This is a genomic window from Rhodococcus sp. M8, from assembly GCF_015654185.1.
Lineage (GTDB): Bacteria > Actinomycetota > Actinomycetes > Mycobacteriales > Mycobacteriaceae > Rhodococcus > Rhodococcus aetherivorans.
On the sequence record NZ_CP064065.1, the window covers coordinates 3,484,660 to 3,501,834 of the forward strand.

General features: G+C 71.4%; 14 protein-coding genes. 11 read left to right on the plus strand and 3 right to left on the minus strand.

From position 1 onward, the window contains the following. Positions 1-40: 40 nt before the first annotated feature. Positions 41-436, plus strand: a complete 396-nt coding sequence (locus ISO16_RS29005; RefSeq protein ID WP_276207660.1) for a sigma factor-like helix-turn-helix DNA-binding protein — start codon at positions 41-43, stop codon at positions 434-436. Here ISO16_RS29005 and ISO16_RS15790 read toward each other — a convergent pair. Together ISO16_RS15790 and ISO16_RS15795 are read right to left on the minus strand one after the other, a co-directional pair. Beyond that, positions 354-1,988, minus strand: a complete 1,635-nt coding sequence (locus tag ISO16_RS15790; protein ID WP_006944088.1) for an MDR family MFS transporter — start codon at positions 1,986-1,988, stop codon at positions 354-356. The genes ISO16_RS29005 and ISO16_RS15790 overlap by 83 nt on opposite strands. Further along, positions 1,985-2,599: a TetR family transcriptional regulator gene (locus tag ISO16_RS15795; RefSeq protein WP_050036107.1), complete on the minus strand. Its 615-nt coding sequence runs from the start codon at positions 2,597-2,599 to the stop codon at positions 1,985-1,987. Before ISO16_RS15795 ends, ISO16_RS15790 begins: the two co-directional genes overlap by 4 nt. Before the next feature lie 171 nt (positions 2,600-2,770). Between ISO16_RS15795 and ISO16_RS15800 the strand changes: the two genes are divergently transcribed. Further along, entirely contained in the window at positions 2,771-3,946 is a 1,176-nt protein-coding gene (locus ISO16_RS15800) for an ATP-binding protein (RefSeq protein WP_072636580.1), read from the plus strand. 5 nt (positions 3,947-3,951) lie between these two features. Here ISO16_RS15800 and ISO16_RS15805 read toward each other — a convergent pair whose 3' ends face one another. Further along, positions 3,952-5,136, minus strand: a complete 1,185-nt coding sequence (locus ISO16_RS15805; RefSeq protein WP_072636581.1) for an ROK family protein — start codon at positions 5,134-5,136, stop codon at positions 3,952-3,954. A 168-nt stretch (positions 5,137-5,304) separates the two neighbouring features. Between ISO16_RS15805 and zwf the strand changes: the two genes are divergently transcribed. From zwf to alc, 9 genes are all read left to right on the plus strand, one after another. Continuing rightward, complete coding sequence (gene zwf / locus ISO16_RS15810) at positions 5,305-6,768, plus strand: glucose-6-phosphate dehydrogenase (protein WP_072636582.1); 1,464 nt, start codon at positions 5,305-5,307, stop codon at positions 6,766-6,768. Then, positions 6,765-8,597 carry a phosphogluconate dehydratase gene (edd, locus tag ISO16_RS15815; RefSeq protein ID WP_072636583.1) on the plus strand — a complete coding sequence of 611 codons (1,833 nt, stop codon included), beginning with the start codon at positions 6,765-6,767 and terminating at the stop codon, positions 8,595-8,597. Before zwf ends, edd begins: the two co-directional genes overlap by 4 nt. Positions 8,598-8,608: 11 nt before the next feature. Then, on the plus strand, positions 8,609-9,232 hold the full coding sequence (gene eda / locus ISO16_RS15820; RefSeq protein ID WP_043799984.1) for a bifunctional 4-hydroxy-2-oxoglutarate aldolase/2-dehydro-3-deoxy-phosphogluconate aldolase: 624 nt from the start codon (positions 8,609-8,611) through the stop codon (positions 9,230-9,232). Between the two features lie 184 nt (positions 9,233-9,416). Next, positions 9,417-10,583 (plus strand): ROK family transcriptional regulator, encoded by a 1,167-nt coding sequence (locus ISO16_RS15825; protein ID WP_072636584.1) that lies wholly within the window; start codon positions 9,417-9,419, stop codon positions 10,581-10,583. Between the two features lie 212 nt (positions 10,584-10,795). Next, positions 10,796-12,238 (plus strand): sugar porter family MFS transporter, encoded by a 1,443-nt coding sequence (locus tag ISO16_RS15830; RefSeq protein WP_072636585.1) that lies wholly within the window; start codon positions 10,796-10,798, stop codon positions 12,236-12,238. 43 nt (positions 12,239-12,281) lie between these two features. Further along, a complete protein-coding gene (locus tag ISO16_RS15835) occupies positions 12,282-13,268 on the plus strand; it encodes an ROK family glucokinase (protein ID WP_072636586.1) in 987 nt (328 codons plus the stop codon). 196 nt (positions 13,269-13,464) lie between these two features. Continuing rightward, positions 13,465-14,745 carry a DUF6986 family protein gene (locus ISO16_RS15840; RefSeq protein ID WP_072636587.1) on the plus strand — a complete coding sequence of 427 codons (1,281 nt, stop codon included), beginning with the start codon at positions 13,465-13,467 and terminating at the stop codon, positions 14,743-14,745. Beyond that, positions 14,733-16,067 carry an allantoinase AllB gene (gene allB, locus ISO16_RS15845; protein WP_072636588.1) on the plus strand — a complete coding sequence of 445 codons (1,335 nt, stop codon included), beginning with the start codon at positions 14,733-14,735 and terminating at the stop codon, positions 16,065-16,067. Before ISO16_RS15840 ends, allB begins: the two co-directional genes overlap by 13 nt. Further along, positions 16,064-17,050, plus strand: coding sequence for an allantoicase (alc, locus tag ISO16_RS15850; protein WP_072636589.1), 987 nt, complete (start codon positions 16,064-16,066; stop codon positions 17,048-17,050). Before allB ends, alc begins: the two co-directional genes overlap by 4 nt. The last annotated feature ends 125 nt before the right edge of the window (positions 17,051-17,175 follow it).

Below are 17,175 nucleotides of genomic sequence, written 5' to 3' on the forward strand. Positions count from 1 at the left end.
GACGCGATGCGTCATGCCACAGCAAGGAAGGCACGACTCGATGACAACCCCCACCCAGGCCCTCGACACCGCCGACGCCGCGGCCGCACGCGGGAATCGGCCGGACTCCGTATGCGAGAGGGACGGTCCGGAGCTGCGCGTGCTGCGCTGCGAGCGGCAGCACGTCGACGCGCTGCTCTCGACGCTCACCCGCAGGCAACGCGAAATCCTGCGCCTGCGGGTGGTCGAGGGGTTGTCTGTGGAGGAGTCCGCCGCCGTCCTGCGGACGACGCCCGGCGCCGTTCGTGTGGGTCAGCATCGCGCGTTGTCCCGCCTTCGGGCGGCGCTGGCCGACCCCGCGCGCCTGGACGCCGTCACGGGGCCGGTCGACTCCCGGCCTCGGCCTCGGCGGGGTGCGGTCGCGCGCCTGCCGCGTGCGTCAGCTGTTCCTCCGTGACCGCCTCACCGCGGGCGACCATGCCCGCCTCGTGCGACAGCGGGATCTGCCGCAGGAAGCACGCGATGACGAAGGCCACCAACAGGAATGGGATCAGGTACCAGAACACCGGTGCGAGGGAGTCGGCGTAGGCGTCGACCACGCCGGTGCGCACGGAGTCCGGCAGCTGGTTCAGGGCCGCGGGATCGAGCGTCGCCGTCGCCTGGCCGGCCTGCTCCGGGGAGGCCCCGGCTCCGGTGAATACGGCGGTGAGCTTCTCGGCCAGCCGGTTGGTGAAGATCGTGCCGAAGACCGCCACGCCGAGGGACGCGCCCACCTCCCGAAAGTAGTTGTTGGTGCTGGTCGCGGTCCCGATCTCGGTGGGCGGCACGGCGTTCTGCACCACGAGAACGACCACCTGCATGATCAGACCCAGGCCGAGGCCGAGGGTGAACAGCATCGTGCAGATCAGCCACAGCGGCGTGCTGCCTTCGAGAGTGGTCAGCCACAACATCGCGGCGGCCGTGACGAGGGCACCGGCGATGGGATACGCCTTGTAGTGACCGGTTTTCGTGATTGCGATGCCGGAGGCGATCGAGGTGGCCATCAGGCCGGCCATCATCGGGATCATCAGAAGGCCGGAGACCGCGGCCGAGGTGCCGGACGACATCTGCAGGAACGTCGGCATGAAGGCCAGCGCCGCGAACATGCCGAGGCCCACGGTGAAGCCGATCGCGGTGGCGTTGACGAAGATCGGATTGCGGAACAGCGACAGCGGGATGATCGGATCCTCGGCGCGGGACTCGACGAGGACGAAAAGGCTTGCCGCGACGAGCACTCCGACGGCGAGCGCGAGGGTCAGCGGATCCGTCCAGCCCCGGTCGCCACCGAAGTCCGTGAACAGGATCAGGCACGTGGTGGCGGCCGAGAGGGTGAGCACTCCGAGGAAGTCGACCTTCTTCTCGGGCCGCTTCGTGGGCAGCGTGAGGGTGAACCAGGCGATCGCGAAGGCGAGCACGCCGACGGGCAGGTTGATGTAGAAGGCCCAGTGCCAGGTCAGGTGGTCGACGAAGAAGCCGCCGAGCAGGGGGCCGGCGACGGCGGCCACACCGAAGACCGCACCGAGCGGACCCAGGTACTTGCCACGCTGGTCGGCCGGGACGATGTCGGCGATGATGGCCTGGGAGAGGATCATCAGGCCGCCGCCGCCGAGGCCCTGCATCGCGCGGAAGATCACGAACCACCAGAAGTCGGTGGCGAAGGCACAGCCGGCGGAGGCGAGGGTGAACACCGCGATGGCGACGAGGAAGAGGGTGCGGCGGCCGAACACGTCGCCGAACTTTCCGTAGATCGGCATCACGATGGTGGTCGCCAGCAGGTAGGCGGTGGTGATCCAGGCCTGGTGCTCGACGCCGCCGAGCTGCCCGACGATGGTCGGCATCGCGGTGGAGACGATGGTCTGGTCGAGGCTCGACAGCAGCATGCCGGCGATCAGCGCGGAGAAGATGAGCCAGATCCGGCGCTGCGTGAGCACCAACGGTGGTGCCGCGGGCCGGGACGACGTTGCGGTCACGGGTTTCCTGCCGTTTCGATGGGGTCGAGTCGCTGCCCGAACAGTCGCCGGACGATGTCGAGGTTGCGGAGCAGCAGCTCCGCGAAGGGTCGATCGGTGTCGTCGCCGAAGAACTCGTCGGCGGTGTGCCGGGTGATGTCGGCGAGCGCGTAGACGACGGTCCGCGGCAGCGGATCGTCGGGAGGCAGGTTCTCTCTCCGGGCGACGACCTCGGCGAACCGCCGGAGCTGGGCCTCGCCGTTGTGCAGGATGCGGGGCAGCAGCTGCGGCTCGCGGTGGATGATGTCGTGGTACTGCTTCGCGTGCTCGCGGGTGAAGTCGGTGCGCCCGATCTGGGCGAGGATCACCGCGACGAGGTCCTGGAGCAGCGTGGGGGAGATGCCGTCCCCGTCGTGCCGCCCGGCGGCCACGAAGGCGTCCTCCTCCTCGGGGGTCAGGCTGAGCGGGGGCTCGCCGAGGACCGCGTCCTCCTTGGACGGGAAGTAGTTGAAGAAGGTGCGCCGGGAGATCTCCACCCGCTCGCAGAGTTCCTCCACGGTGAACCCGGCAAGACCATGTCGGGCGGTGAGCGCGCGCGCCTCGCCGACGAGTGCGGCTCTGGTGCGCTCCATCCGGCGGTTCCGCCGCCTGGACGGAGTTGTTGCACTTTCATCCATAGAGTGCATGGTTGCACCATTGTCCCCAGAGTGCAAAGAAGTCTGGTGTCTGCGGGCGACTATGGGACGTTATGGTCAGTTATGGAGAACTTCAGATAGAACTCCATAAGTCTCTATACTCGCCCCATGGACCTCGAGCTCAATCCGTTCAAGCCCGACTCCGGACTCCGGCCGCCGGCGCTCGAGGGGCGCGACGAGCAGATCGGGGCGTTCGAACTCCTGGTCGCCCGCAGCAAACGGCAGAACTACGACCGTGGCCCGATCCTGTCGGGATTGCGCGGGGTCGGGAAGACGACCCTGCTCAACACCCTCGTCGAGCACGCCGACCGGCAGGGATGGCTCACCATCGCCATCGAGGCCCGCCCCAGCGAGGCCGGCACCACCGCGGTCCGCGCCAAGCTCTCCCAGGAGCTGACGGTCGGACTGCGCCGCTACAGCCGCAAGCACCGGATCCAGCACGCGATCGACCCGCTCATCGACCTCGCCCGCGGCTTCTCCCTCGGCCTCGGCCTCGGCCCGGCGACCGCAAGCTTCTCCCTCGACCAGCGTCCGGCAGCCAGCGGCGACATCGATCTCGACCTCGAGGAACTCGTCGAAGCGATCACCGCCGAACTGCGGCCCAGATCCAGCGCGTTCGGATTGTTCATCGACGAGATGCAGGACCTCGACTCCGATCTGCTGTCGGCGCTGCTCGCCGTCCAGCACCGGGCGAACCAGCGCGAATGGCCGTTCTTCCTCATCGGCGCCGGACTACCCAATCTTCCCGCGGTGCTGGCCGGCAACCGCTCGTACGCGGAGCGACAGTTCCTCTACAGCACCATCGGCCCCCTCACGCCGGCGGCCGCAGCCGACGCCCTGCGCATCCCGGTACGCCGTCAGGGCGGGGACTTCACCGACGACGCGCTCGCCGTGCTCGTCCAGGCCAGCGGCGGTTACCCGTACTTCCTCCAGGAGTACGGGAAGGCGATCTGGAACATCGCTCCACACAGCCCCTTTCAGCTCGAGGATGCCGAACTCGCCGTCGAGGTGGGCCGGCGTCACCTCGACGAGGGATTCTTCCCGTCCCGCTGGAACCGGGCAACCGACCGCGAGCGCCGTTACCTCACCGCGCTCGCCGCCACCGGCGAGGAGACCCCGCGGTCCGGGAAGGTCGCCCAGCTGATGGGCTCGACCGCCACCGGTGTCAGCGACGTCCGCAACTCGGCCATCCGCAAGGGCCTGATCTGGGCACCGGAGCACGGTCGCATCGCCTTCACCGTCCCGGGTATGGCCGACTTCATCCGCCGTCAACCGGCGGAGTAGCCGGATCAGCGGCCCCGCTCGGCCACCATCCGGTCCACGGCGCGCACGCTGAGCACCTGGTCGAGAGCCATGGAGGCGCAGCCGATCATCCCGGAGCGATCGCCGTGCGACCAGGGCAGGATCTGCAGGGCGCGGGTGGCCACGGACACCGCGTCGCGATAGAGGGTTTCGCGCAGTCCGGCGACGAACACGTCGTAGGCCTCGGCCATGTCGCCACCCACGACGAGCACCGCCGGGTCGAGGAGGTTGACGGCACCGGCGATCACCTCACCGATCCGCCGGCCGCTGTCCCGGATCATGCGGCGCGCCTCCGCATCCCCGCCGACAGCGAGGGCTACGACGTCGCGGATGTGGGTCACGTCCCGGCCCTGCTCCTGCAGGTCGCGGACCAGGGCCCAGCCCCCGGCGATCGCCTCGACGCAGCCGACGTCGCCGCAGCGGCACAGGACGCCCTGCGCGGCGGCGGTCTTGGTGTGCCCGATCTCGCCGGCCGCGCCCACCGCGCCGCGCTGCAGCACACCGCCCGACACGATGCCCGCGCCGAGGCCCGTGGACGCCTTGATGAGGAGCATGTCATCGAATTTCCGTCGTTCGCCGAGCCTTTCGGCGAGCACCATGACGTTCGCGTCGTTGTCGACGAACACCGGCGCCGCACCGAGGCCGGCGAGGAAGGGCTGCAGCTCGACACCGTCCCAGCCGGCCATCATCGGCGAGTCGAGGCTGCAGCCGCGGACCGTGTCCACCGTGCCCGGCAGGCTCACCCCGATGCCGACGGTGCGGGGCGCGCCGGGACCGAGCGCGTCGCGCAGGTCGGCGAGGTGCGCGGCGATCTTCGGCATCAGCTCGCCCGGGCTCGCCCCGATCTCCTGCTCGAGGCCCTCGGTCCGGAGCAGTTCCCCGGCGAGATCGCAGACGGCGAGCTGGGTGCGGCTGCGGCCGATCGCGCCGACGAGCACGATGCCCGCGCCGGCCCCGAAGGTGAGGGTGAGCGGTGGCCGCCCACCGGTGGAGGGCCCCTCCTCCGTTTCGACGACGAGGCCGAGGTCCTGGAGTGCCGCGACCCGGGCGGCGACGGCGGTGCGGGAGAGCCCGGTGTGGTGCCCGATCTCGCTTCGGGTGGTCGCGGCGCCGGCGCGGACGAGGGCGAAGACCTCGCCCGCTGTGGCGGGCGCGCTGGAGGATCGGCTCATACCGCCATTGAACCAAGGAACCGCACCCGAGAGCGCCTCGTGCAGCCGCGGCGTGCTGCGTCGAACCGGACTTTGTTCTTAGAAATGCGTAAGTTTGTTGTTTCAGTGCGGAAGATGTTCTACGGTTGCCAGTGACAGCCCTCACCCCCTCATTCGGGAGGACAAGCCATGTCACCCGCCGCTCCCTGTACCGTCGTCGTCTTCGGCGGCACCGGCGACCTCGCCGTCCGTAAGCTCCTGCCCGCCCTCTACCTGCGCGATCACGACGGCCAGTTGCCGCCCGGCAGCCGGATCGTCGGCGCCGCGCGCGCCGGCCTCGACACCGACGGCTACCGCGACAAGGTCCGCGGCGAGCTCGCGCGCTTCGTACCCGCCCACCTGCTGGACGCCGGCACCCTCACGCGGTTCCTGGACCGCCTCGACTACGTGAGCGTCGACTTCGCAGGCGGGGACGACTGGTCCGCCCTGCGCGACGTCCTGGCCCCGGACTCCGTGCGCGTGTTCTACCTCGCTTGCGCCCCTTCGCTGTTCGGGCCGATCTCCCATCACCTCGCGCGGCACGGACTCGTCGAGCCGACGTCGCGGGTGGTGCTCGAGAAGCCCATCGGCCGCGACCTCGCGTCCGCCCGCGCGATCAACGACGCGGTCGGCGAGGTGTTCGACGAGTCGCAGATCTTCCGCATCGACCACTACCTCGGCAAGGAGAGTGTCCAGAACCTGCTGGTCACCCGGTTCGCCAACACCCTGCTCGAGCCGCTGTGGAACTCGACGTGGATCGACCACGTGCAGATCACCGTCTCCGAATCCCTCGGCGTGGGCACCCGCGGCGGCTACTACGACACCTCCGGGGCGCTGCGCGACATGCTGCAGAACCACCTGCTGCAGGTGCTGTGCCTGGTGGCGATGGAACCGCCGACGGTCGTCGACCGCGAGACCGTGCGCGACGAGAAACTCAAGGTGCTGCAGGCACTGCGGCCGATGACTCCCGACGACGTCGAAAGATTCACCGTCACCGGGCAATACGGACCCGGGTTGGTCGACGGCGGTGCCGTGCCCGGGTATCGCGACGAGGTGGAGAACCCGGACAGCCACACCGAGACCTTCGTCGCGGTGCGCGCGGAGGTGCGCAACTGGCGCTGGGCCGGCGTGCCGTTCTACCTGCGCACCGGCAAGCGTCTCGAGAAGCGCAGTTCCGAGATCGTGGTGCAGTTCAAGGACGTTCCGCACCCGATGTTCCCCCGGGCCGAGGGCGCCACCGAACCCAATCGCCTGGTGATCCGGCTGCAGCCCGACGAGGGCATCTGCCTGCACATGACCGCCAAGGAACCCGGGCCCGGCGGGATCCGCCTGCGTCCGGTGTCGCTGGATCTGAACTACGTGGACGCGTTCGACCGTCCGTCCCCCGACGCGTACGAGCGGCTGCTGATGGACGTGGTGCGGGGTGACCCGACCCTGTTCATGCGCCGCGACGAGGTCGAGACCGCGTGGGCATGGGTCGAGCCGATCCTGCAGACCTGGGACCGCACCGGCCGGGTGCCGCGCCGCTACCCGGCGGGTACGTCCGGCCCCACCGACGCGATCACCCTCATCGAGCGCGACGGCCGCGCCTGGTACGAAGGACCTTCCTCATGAGCCACGTCCATCCCGTTCTCGCCCGGGTCACCGACCGCATCGTCCGGCGCAGCCGGGCCGAGCGTGCCGCCTACCTCGAGCGGCTGCGCGCCGCCGCCGACAAGGGGCCTGCCCGCGGGCGCCTCGCGTGCGCCAACCTGGCCCACGGATTCGCCGCGGCCGAGCCCGCCGACAAGTCCGCGCTGCGCGGGCTGGTGAAGCCGAACATCGCGATCGTCTCGTCCTACAACGACATGCTCTCCGCGCACCGGCCCTTCGAGGAGTACCCGGCACGGCTGAAGGCCGCGGTCCTCGAGGCGGGCGGCATCGCACAGTTCGCCGGCGGCGTCCCGGCCATGTGCGACGGCATCACCCAGGGCCGCGACGGCATGCAGCTGTCGCTGTTCAGCCGCGACGTCATCGCGATGTCCACCGCTATCGCGTTGTCGCACGACATGTTCGACGGCGCGCTCATGCTCGGGGTCTGCGACAAGATCGTCCCCGGCATGCTGATCGGCGCCCTGGGCTTCGGACACCTGCCGACGGTGTTCGTCCCGGCCGGGCCGATGACGTCGGGGCTGCCCAACGGCGAGAAGGCCCGGGTGCGGCAGCTCTACGCGGAGGGCCGCGCCCGACGCGAAGACCTGCTCGAGGCCGAGGCCGCGTCCTATCACGGCGCCGGCACGTGCACGTTCTTCGGCACCGCGAACTCCAATCAGCTGCTGATGGAGGTGATGGGCCTGCACCTGCCCGGCGCGAGCTTCGTCAACCCGGGCACCGAGCTGCGGGACGCGCTCACCGACGAGGCCGCGCGCCGCGTCACCGGCCTCACCGCGCTCGGCTCCGCCTTCACCCCGGTCGGGGAGGTCGTCGACGAGCGGGCCGTCGTCAACGGCTGCGTCGCACTGCTCGCCACCGGCGGCTCCACCAATCACACGATGCACCTGGTGGCGATCGCGCGGGCCGCGGGCATCACGCTCACGTGGCGCGACCTGGCGGACCTGTCGGCCGTCGTGCCGCTGCTCGCCCGGATCTACCCCAACGGCGCGGCCGACGTGAACCACTTCCACGCCGCCGGCGGGCTCGGTGTCGTCGTCTCGGAACTGCTCTCGGCGGGCCTGCTGCACGACGACGTCACCACCGTCGCCGGCCCCGGTCTGCACCGGTACACGCAGGAGCCGCGGCTGCGCGACGGGACGCTGCAGTGGGAGACCGGGCCGTCCGAGAGCCTGGACCGCACCGTGCTGCGCGGCGTCGTGGACCCGTTCGCCGTGGACGGCGGGCTCAAGGTGCTCGACGGCAACCTCGGCGAGGCCGTGCTCAAGGTGTCCGCGGTCGCCCCGGAGCACCACATCGTCACCGCGCCGGCCCGGGTGTTCGACGACCAGGCCGACTTCCTCACGGCCTTCGAGGCGGGCGAACTCGACCGCGACGTCGTGGCGGTGCTGCGTTACCAGGGCCCGCGCGCGAACGGAATGCCGGAGCTGCACAAGCTCACCCCCGCGCTGGGGGTGCTGCAGGACCGCGGGCGCCGGGTCGCGCTGGTGACCGACGGCCGGATGTCGGGCGCGTCCGGCAAGGTTCCCGCCGCCATCCACGTCACGCCCGAGGCCGCGGCCGGCGGCCCGCTCGCCCGCGTCCGCGACGGCGACCTGATCACCGTCGACGCCGTCGCCGGCTCGCTGTGCGTGCACCTGTCCGACGCCACACTCGCCGACCGCGTGGCGACCGGCCACGCCCCCACCGACGACGCCTGGACGGGCACGGGCCGGGAACTGTTCGCGGGCCTGCGGGCCGCCGTGGGCCCGGCCACCCTCGGCGCCAGCGTCTTCCAACCCAACCCCGCGTGAAGGAGACCCCGATGAGCCTGCTGGACGTGACCCCCGTCGTTCCCGTCGTCGTGATAGACGATGCCGCGGACGCGGTCCCGATCGCCCGGGCCCTCGTCGACGGCGGTGTGCCGATGATCGAGCTGACTCTGCGCACCCCGTGCGCCCTCGAGGCGATCGAGCGGATCGCCGCCGAGGTTCCCGAGATCACCGTCGGTGCCGGCACGATCGTCGAACCCGGCCAGGCCGCGCAGGCCGCGGCGGCCGGTGCGCGCTTCCTGGTGTCGCCGGGCGCGACGGAGTCGCTGCTGAAGGCCATGACCGACACGGGACTGCCGCACCTGCCGGGTGCCGCGACCGTCTCGGAGGTGCTGCTGCTCCTCGAACGCGGCTACCGCGAGATGAAGTTCTTTCCCGCGGAGGCCGCGGGGGGCACCCGGTTCCTCGCGTCCGTCCACTCCCCCGTGCCCGCGGCCCGGTTCTGCCCCACCGGCGGGATCTCGGTCGCAACCGCCCCCGACTACCTCGCGCTGCCCAACGTCGGCTGCGTGGGGGGCTCGTGGCTCACCCCCGCCGATGCGGTGCAGACCCGGGACTGGGCCCGGATCACCCGACTCGCGCAGGTGACCACGAAACTACGCCTGGCCGAGGCGTAGGCGGACCGGGCTCGCCCCCGTCCTACTCGGACGCGACGGGGGCGAGCCCTCGACGTTGCTGGATCCGCGCGTTTCGCCGTCAGCCGCGACCAGCGCGCGTGACGCGCGCATCCGACCAGGCCGGTCGCAGATCTTCCGCGCCGGCCGGAGCGAGCGGAGCGCCGGGGGACGGTACCCTGGGCGGATGCGTGAGGACACCGACCACCCCGGCTCGCAGTCGTCGTTGCGGTCGGCCAATCAGCAACGGGTGGTTCGGGTTCTGCAGTCCGGTGGCGAACTCACCCAGGCGGAGATCGCCCGGCGCACCGGTCTGGCCCCGGCCACGGTGTCGAATCTGGTGCGGGAACTGACCACCAGCGGCCTGGTGGAGGTGGCCGCGGCCGAGCGCCCGGGCCAGCGGGGGCGGGCCGTGAAGCTCACCCGGTCGGCGGGCCTGGCCGTCGGAATCGATTTCGGGCACCGGCATCTCACCGTCGCCGTCGCCGACCTGTCGCACGAGATCCTCGCCGAGAAGCGGGTCGAGCTGGCGAGCGGACATCGTGCCGAGGACGGGATAACAAGGGCCGGGGCGCTTCTCGACGACGCCCTCGTCGAACTCGGGTGCGGACGCGACGCCGTCGCGGCCGTCGGCATGGGCCTGCCCGCGCCAGTCGAGTCCGCCACGCACCGGATCGGCGGGCCGTCGATCCTGCCGGGCTGGGTGGGCGTCGACCCCGCCGCACTGGCCGCCGAGCGGCTCGCGCTTCCCGTCCACGTCGACAACGACGCCAATCTCGGTGCGCTGGCCGAGCACATCTGGGGTGCCGGGTGCGGCGTGGACGACCTGGCCTACATCAAGCTGTCCGACGGCGTCGGCGCCGGACTGGTGCTGGACGGGCGGCTGTACCGGGGCCGCGCCGGCACGGCCGGCGAGATCGGCCACACCTCCCTCGACGAGTTCGGCCAGGTGTGCCGGTGCGGCAACCGCGGCTGCCTAGAGACGATGGTGGCCTCGCACGTGGTGATCGGGCTGCTCGAGCCGAGCCGGGGGCCCGGCCTGACGATCGCGGACGTGGTGGCACTCGCCGAGGCCGGCGACGCCGGGTGTGCCCGGGTGCTCGCGGACACCGGCCGCCACGTCGGGGTCGCGGCGGCGAGCCTGTGCAACCTGCTCAATCCGCAGCTCCTCCTGATCGGCGGCGAACTCGCCCTGGCGGGAGAGCTGCTGCTCGAGCCCCTGCGTCGCGCGATCGAGCGGTACGCGGTGCCCAGCGCCGCGCGCACCGTGCAGGTACGGACGGCGGCGCTCGGCGCCCGGGCCCAGGTACTCGGGGCGGTCGCCCTCGGACTGCGGGCGGCCAGCCCCCGCTGAAGATCATCTTCGAGGCTTCGACGCCGCTTCACGTCCAGAACTAGGTTCAAATTCGAACATATTCAGCGCCTCAAGACGTTTTTTCATTCATTTCTTGACGACTGACGCCGCTTCGTCCTACTGTGGTCCAGCACACAGTTCGCGTGACCGCCGCCACTCGCCTCCCGGAACGGGACCGCCGCGGCCGGGTCCCGCCGCCCACGAGGAGTCCCATGAGCAACCACGTCGCGCTCCCGACCGTCCCCGACACCGGACCGGACACCGCCGGCGCCCCGGTGCCGGTCCGCATCGCCGCCATCGCCGCGCTCGGCGGCCTGTTGTTCGGCTTCGACAGCGCCGTCATCAACGGTGCCGTGTCGGCCATCGAATCCCGGTTCGCCGTCTCGTCCGCCGTCCTCGGCTTCGCGGTCGCCTCGGCCCTGCTCGGCGCGGCCGGCGGCGCCGTCCTCGCCGGCCGCATCGCGGACCGCTACGGCCGGCTCACCACCATGCAGGTCGCCGCCGCGATGTTCCTGATCAGCGCGCTGGGCACCGGATTCGCCTTCAACGTCGAAACTCTCGTCCTGTTCCGCATCGTCGGCGGTGTCGGCGTCGGACTCGCCTCCGTCATCGCCCCCGCCTACATCGCCGAGATCTCCCCCGCCCGGGTACGCGGTCGCCTGGGATCGCTGCAGCAGCTCGCGATCGTCGTCGGCATCTTCGCCGCCCTGCTCGTCGACTACGCCCTCGCCGCCCTCGCGGGTGGCTCCCGCGAGGAACTGTGGTTCGGGCTCGAGGCGTGGCGCTGGATGTTCCTGTCCATGACCGTTCCCGCCCTCGTGTACGGATTCCTGACGCTCACCATCCCGGAGTCCCCGCGCTATCTCGTCGCGAAGGGCCGCATCGGGGAGGCCCGCGGCATCCTCGGCACGCTGCTCGGCGAGCAGGGCATCGACCTGCGCATCGAATCGATCCGCGCCACCCTCGGCCACGAGCGCACCCCGTCGCTGCGCGACCTGAGGGGACCCGCGCTGGGCCTGCTGCCCATCGTGTGGATCGGCATCGGGCTGTCGGTGTTCCAGCAGTTCGTCGGCATCAACGTGATCTTCTACTACTCCAGCATCCTCTGGCAGGCAGTGGGATTCGACGAGAACAGCTCCCTCGTCATCACCGTCGTCACGTCCGTGGTCAACATCGCCACCACCCTCGTGGCCATCGCGTTCGTCGACCGCATCGGACGCCGGCCCCTGCTGATCATCGGCTCGGCCGGCATGGCCGTCACCCTCACCACGATGGCCGTCGTCTTCGCCACCGCCTCCACCACCGTCGTCGACGGTGTGACCACCCCGCACCTGACCGGACTGCAGGGACCGATCGCGCTGATCGCCGCGAACCTGTTCGTCGTCGCGTTCGGCATGTCGTGGGGACCGGTCGTGTGGGTCCTGCTCGGCGAGGCCTTCCCCAACCGGATCCGCGCGGCGGCACTGTCGCTCGCCGCCGGCGCGCAGTGGGCGGCCAACTGGGTCATCACCGTGAGCTTCCCCGCCATGAAGGAACTGTCGCTGGGGCTGTCGTACGGCTTCTACGCCGTGTGCGCGGTGCTGTCGCTGCTGTTCGTCCTGCGCTGGGTCAAGGAGACCAAGGGCCGCGAGCTCGAGGACATGGACGCCGCCTGAACCCGGGCAACCCGGTAACAGAACAGTCAGGGAGAGAACAGACATGGCACTGACCATCGGAATCGACGTGGGCGGCACCAAGGTCGCCGCCGGCGTGGTCGACGAACACGGCACCCTGCACGCCCGGCTCCGCCGCGCCACCCCGTCGGACGACCCCGCCCGCACCGAGGACGTCGTCGCCGACGTGGTCCGCGAACTCCGCGCCGCGCACGACGTGTGCGCGGTGGGAATCGGCGCCGCCGGATTCGTCGCGTCCGATCGTCGTACCGTGCTGTTTGCCCCCAACCTCGCGTGGCGCGGCGAACCGCTCGGCGAGGCCGTCGAGGCCGCGTGCGGGCTGCCGACCGTCGTCGAGAACGACGCCAACGCCGCCGCCTGGGGCGAGGCACGCTTCGGCGCCGGCCGGGGTGCCCGCACCGCGATCGTGCTCACCGTCGGCACCGGCATCGGCGGTGGGCTGATCATCGACGGCGCCCTGCACCGCGGAGCCTCGGGGCTGGCCGCGGAACTCGGCCATCTCAACGTCGAGCCGCACGGCCGTCGCTGCGGGTGCGGGAACCACGGCTGCTGGGAGCGTTACGCCAGCGGGCGGGCCCTGGTGCGGGAGGCGCAGGAGATCGCGAGCATCTCGCCCGCGCTCGCCGGCCGGCTGCTCGAGCTGGCCGGCGGGCGCGCCGAGCAGATCACCGGGCTCCACGTCACCACCGCCGCCCGCGAGGGCGACGCCGCCGCGCTCGAGTGCTTCCGCACGATCGGCACCTGGCTCGGGCACGGCATGGCGGACCTCGCCGCGTTCCTCGACCCGGAGGTGTTCGTCCTCGGCGGCGGTGTGTGCGAGGCCGGGGAATTGCTGCGCGGGCCCGCCGTCGCCACGTTCGCCCAGCGGCTGACCGGACGCGGGCACCGCCCGGCCGCCCCGGTGCGGCTGGCCGAGCTCGGCCCCGACGCCGGGATCGTCGGCGCCGCTGACCTGGCCCGGCGCCGCACGGATCTGTCGGCCACGCGCCTCGATCTCTCGGCCGCCGGCTGAGCACCCGCCCGGGTGGGGCGAGCGAATGTATCACCGACTCGGACTGAGGAGGTGAGCGATACATTCGCTCGCCGCACGCGGTCCACCGCGTAACACCGTCGTTACCGCGGTTAACCGTTCGCTTGACACGACGCCACTACCGTCGGCGGAGCCACGCGTATACAGCCGTGGATACAGACGACGGGAGCGTGCAGCGGTGGACGGACTCGAACGGCTCCACGCCTCGCTCGACGCGACGCTCGGGCCCGTCGACGCCGCGTACGCCACCGCCTATCCCGGGACGACACCGGCGCGGCAACCCGTGCACACCGTGTACGTGCCGGCCCACCGGTACGACGCGACGACCGTCGCCGAGTGGGGTGCACACGCCCGCCGGGCGCTCGACGAGAACTGCTCCGGCCCCGGCGACCTGGCCGGCGTGACGGGGATCGAACCGGAGCTCGCCGAACAGGTCCTACCGCTCGTGCGGGCCAAGCTCGGCACCGAGCCGATCGAAGATCTGCGCATCGACTTCGAGGACGGATTCCCCCAGACGGACGTGCCCGGCCCGCACCGCGACGCCGACGAGGACGCCCACGTCGCCCGGGCCGCCACCGTTCTCGCCGGCAATCCCTCCGCCACCCCGTTCGTGGGGCTGCGCTTCAAGTGTCTCGAGCCCGCCACCCGCCGTCGCGGGATCCGCACGCTCGACGCCTTCGTCGGTGCTCTCGCCGAGAAGGCCTCCGCTCCGGACGGTTTCGTCGTGACCCTGCCCAAGGTGACTGCACTCGAGCAGGTCTCCGCGATGGTCACCATGTGCGAGCACCTCGAGCGTGCGCACGGGCTCGCCGTTCCCCTGCGGTTCGAGATCCAGATCGAGACCCCGCAGGCGATCTGCGGTCCCGACGGCACCGCCCAGGTGGCGCGGATGCTGCACGCCGCCGCGGGCCGTTGCGCGGGACTGCACTACGGCACCTACGACTACTCCGCCGCGTGCGGCATCGCCGCCGAATACCAGGCCATGGACCACCCCGTCGCCGACCACGCCAAGGCCACCATGCAGGTGGCCGCCGCCGGCACCGGCGTACCCCTGTCCGACGGATCCACCAACCGCCTCCCCGTCGGCACCCGCGAACAGATCCGGGCCGCGTGGGGCCTGCACGCCCGGCTGGTGGAGCGGTCTCTGCGCCGCGGGTTCTACCAGGGCTGGGACCTGCACCCCGCGCAACTGCCCACCCGCTATGCCGCGACGTTCGCGTTCTACCGCCGTTCGTTCCCCACCGCGGCGGCCCGCGTCGCCGCCTACCTGTCGCCGGGGCGTGACTCCGGCTATCTCGACGAACCCGCGACGGCCCGCGCCCTGGCCACGTTCCTGCTCCGCGGCCTCGCCTGCGGAGCCCTCACCGAGACCGAGGTCCGCGACCGCGCGGAGACCACGCCGGACCGGCTGGCGCGGCTCGCGGGCCGACAGGAAGGACCCACCGGATGCCCACCGTGATCCGCACGCGACGCGCCGTCGTCGGCGACCGCGAACACCCCTGCTCGGTCGTGCTCCGGGACGGGCGCATCGCCGCGATCGGGGCCTACGACGCCCCTGCCCCCGCGGGCGCCGAGGAGTTCGTCCTCGCCGACGACGAGGCTCTTCTGCCCGGTCTGGTCGACACGCACGTGCACATCAACGACCCCGGCCGCACCGAGTGGGAGGGATTCGCGACCGCGACCCGCGCGGCCGCCGCGGGCGGCGTCACCACCGTCGTGGACATGCCGCTCAACTCCGTGCCGGCCACCGTCGACGTCGCTGCGCTGGAGGTCAAGAAGAAGGTTGCCGCCGAACAGATCTCGGTCGACGTCGGATTCTGGGGCGGCGCCGTGCCGGGCAACCTCGCCGACCTCGAACCGCTCTGGGACGCGGGCGTGTACGGCTTCAAGTGCTTCCTCGCCTATTCCGGGCTGGACGAGTATCCGCCGCTCGACCGGGAACAGATGCTCGCCGCGATGCGCACGATCGCGGGCTTCGGGGGCCTGCTCATCGTCCACGCCGAGGACGGGCCCACCCTCGACGCCCAGCCGCCGCCCGCGGGCCGCCGGTACGCCGGCTTCCTGCGGTCGCGTCCGCCGGCCGCGGAGTCGCGGGCCGTCGCCCGGGTGCTCGAGGGCGCCCGGGAAACGGGTTGCCGCACCCACATTCTGCACCTGTCCGACGCCGGGAGCCTGCCACTGATCGCGCAGGCCAAGGCCGACGGCGTGCCCGTCACCGTCGAGACGTGCCCCCACTACCTGTCGCTGTTCAGCGAGGAGATCCTGGACGGTGCGACCCATTTCAAGTGCTGCCCGCCGATCCGCGAGGCGAGCAACCGGGAAGGCCTGTGGCGCGGCCTCGCCGACGGCACGATCGACGCCGTGGTCTCGGACCACTCGCCGTGCGTGCCGGAACTGAAGAAGTTCGCGACCGGAGACTTCGGCGAGGCGTGGGGCGGCATCTCGTCGCTGCAGCTCGGCCTGCCGATCGTGTGGTCCCAGGCCAGGCGCCGCGGCCACACCCTGGCGGAGGTGACCCGATGGATGGCCCGGGGCCCCCGCGACCTGGTGGGCATGACCGACCGGGGCGAGATCGCGATCGGCAACGTGGCGGACTTCTGCGTCCTCGCCCCCGACGACGCGTTCGTCGTCTTACCCGAACGCCTGCACCACCGCAACGCCGTCACCCCCTATGCCGAGACCGCGCTGGCCGGGGTGGTCCGCGGGACGTGGCTCGGCGGCCGCCCCGTGGACCGGACGCCGCGCGGGCGCCTGCTCGACCGTGAGAGGACGAACCCGTGACCGACCCCGCTTTCCTGCAGCTGCCCGACCTCGCGTCCCGGACCCTCGCCGGATCCGTGGTGTACGCCAATGACGAACTGTTCGCCCAGCGGGAGAATCTCGTCACCCCGGAACCCCCGGCCTTCGATACCGGGGACTTCGGGCACAAGGGCAAGGTGTACGACGGCTGGGAGACCCGGCGGCGCCGCGAACCCGGCCACGACTTCGCGATCGTCCGGCTCGGGGTGCCCGGAGTCGTGCGCGGCGTGGTGATCGACACCCGATGGTTCACCGGCAACTACCCGCCGTTCGCCTCGGTGGACGCCGTCGAGACGGAGGGGTATCCGACACCGGACCAGCTGCTCGCGGCGCCGTGGCAGCCGATCCTCGACAAGGTGGCCCTCGCCGGGGACACCGCCAACACCTTCGCGGTCGACAGCGAATTCCGATGGACACACCTGCGGCTCAACATCTTTCCCGACGGCGGGGTGGCCCGGCTGCGGGTGCACGGCGAGCCCCGGCCCGACCCGGCGTTCCTCACCGGGACGATCGACCTCGCCGCGCTCGAGCACGGGGCCGACGTGGTGGACTGCTCGAACCGCTTCTACTCGTCCCCGCGCAACATCATCGCCCCCGGCCGGGCGCGGCACATGGGCGAGGGCTGGGAGAACGCCCGCCGCCGCGACGGCGGCAACGACCATGTGGTGGTGCGCCTGGCCGGGGAGGGCCACGTCGACCACGTCGAAATCGACACCTCGTACTTCGTCGGCAACGCCCCCGGGTGGGCACGACTGATCGGAATCCCGGACGGCGCAGCGCTCTCCGACGAAAACGCGTGGGTCGAGCTCGTGCCGCGGACGGCACTGCTGCCCGACTGCCGGCACCGTTTCCGCGTCGACGCGGCCGTGCCGTTGCGGCACGTGCGGCTCGACGTCTACCCCGACGGGGGCATCGCCCGGCTGCGCGTGCACGGGCGGCTGACGTCGCCTGCGGCGGAAATCTGACTTCCTGCGTGAACGACGGTGCAAGCAGCGGCACGCCGTCGAATGCGGTATCAACCAACTCGAGCAGAACCGGGCCGTGGCAACTCGATACGACAACTCGCCGTTCGCTACGCGTCTACCGTCCG

What these genes read in the sequence shown, in the direction of transcription:
- ISO16_RS15825 (WP_072636584.1), top strand. Translation starts at nt 9,417, where the DNA reads ATGCGTGAGGACACCGACCACCCCGGCTCGCAGTCGTCGTTGCGGTCG.
- ISO16_RS29005 (WP_276207660.1), top strand. Translation starts at nt 41, where the DNA reads ATGACAACCCCCACCCAGGCCCTCGACACCGCCGACGCCGCGGCCGCA.
- ISO16_RS15805 (WP_072636581.1), bottom strand. Translation starts at nt 5,136, where the DNA reads ATGAGCCGATCCTCCAGCGCGCCCGCCACAGCGGGCGAGGTCTTCGCC.
- allB (WP_072636588.1), top strand. Translation starts at nt 14,733, where the DNA reads ATGCCCACCGTGATCCGCACGCGACGCGCCGTCGTCGGCGACCGCGAA.
- ISO16_RS15795 (WP_050036107.1), bottom strand. Translation starts at nt 2,599, where the DNA reads ATGGAGCGCACCAGAGCCGCACTCGTCGGCGAGGCGCGCGCGCTCACC.
- ISO16_RS15800 (WP_072636580.1), top strand. Translation starts at nt 2,771, where the DNA reads ATGGACCTCGAGCTCAATCCGTTCAAGCCCGACTCCGGACTCCGGCCG.
- ISO16_RS15835 (WP_072636586.1), top strand. Translation starts at nt 12,282, where the DNA reads ATGGCACTGACCATCGGAATCGACGTGGGCGGCACCAAGGTCGCCGCC.
- ISO16_RS15830 (WP_072636585.1), top strand. Translation starts at nt 10,796, where the DNA reads ATGAGCAACCACGTCGCGCTCCCGACCGTCCCCGACACCGGACCGGAC.
- zwf (WP_072636582.1), top strand. Translation starts at nt 5,305, where the DNA reads ATGTCACCCGCCGCTCCCTGTACCGTCGTCGTCTTCGGCGGCACCGGC.
- eda (WP_043799984.1), top strand. Translation starts at nt 8,609, where the DNA reads ATGAGCCTGCTGGACGTGACCCCCGTCGTTCCCGTCGTCGTGATAGAC.
- edd (WP_072636583.1), top strand. Translation starts at nt 6,765, where the DNA reads ATGAGCCACGTCCATCCCGTTCTCGCCCGGGTCACCGACCGCATCGTC.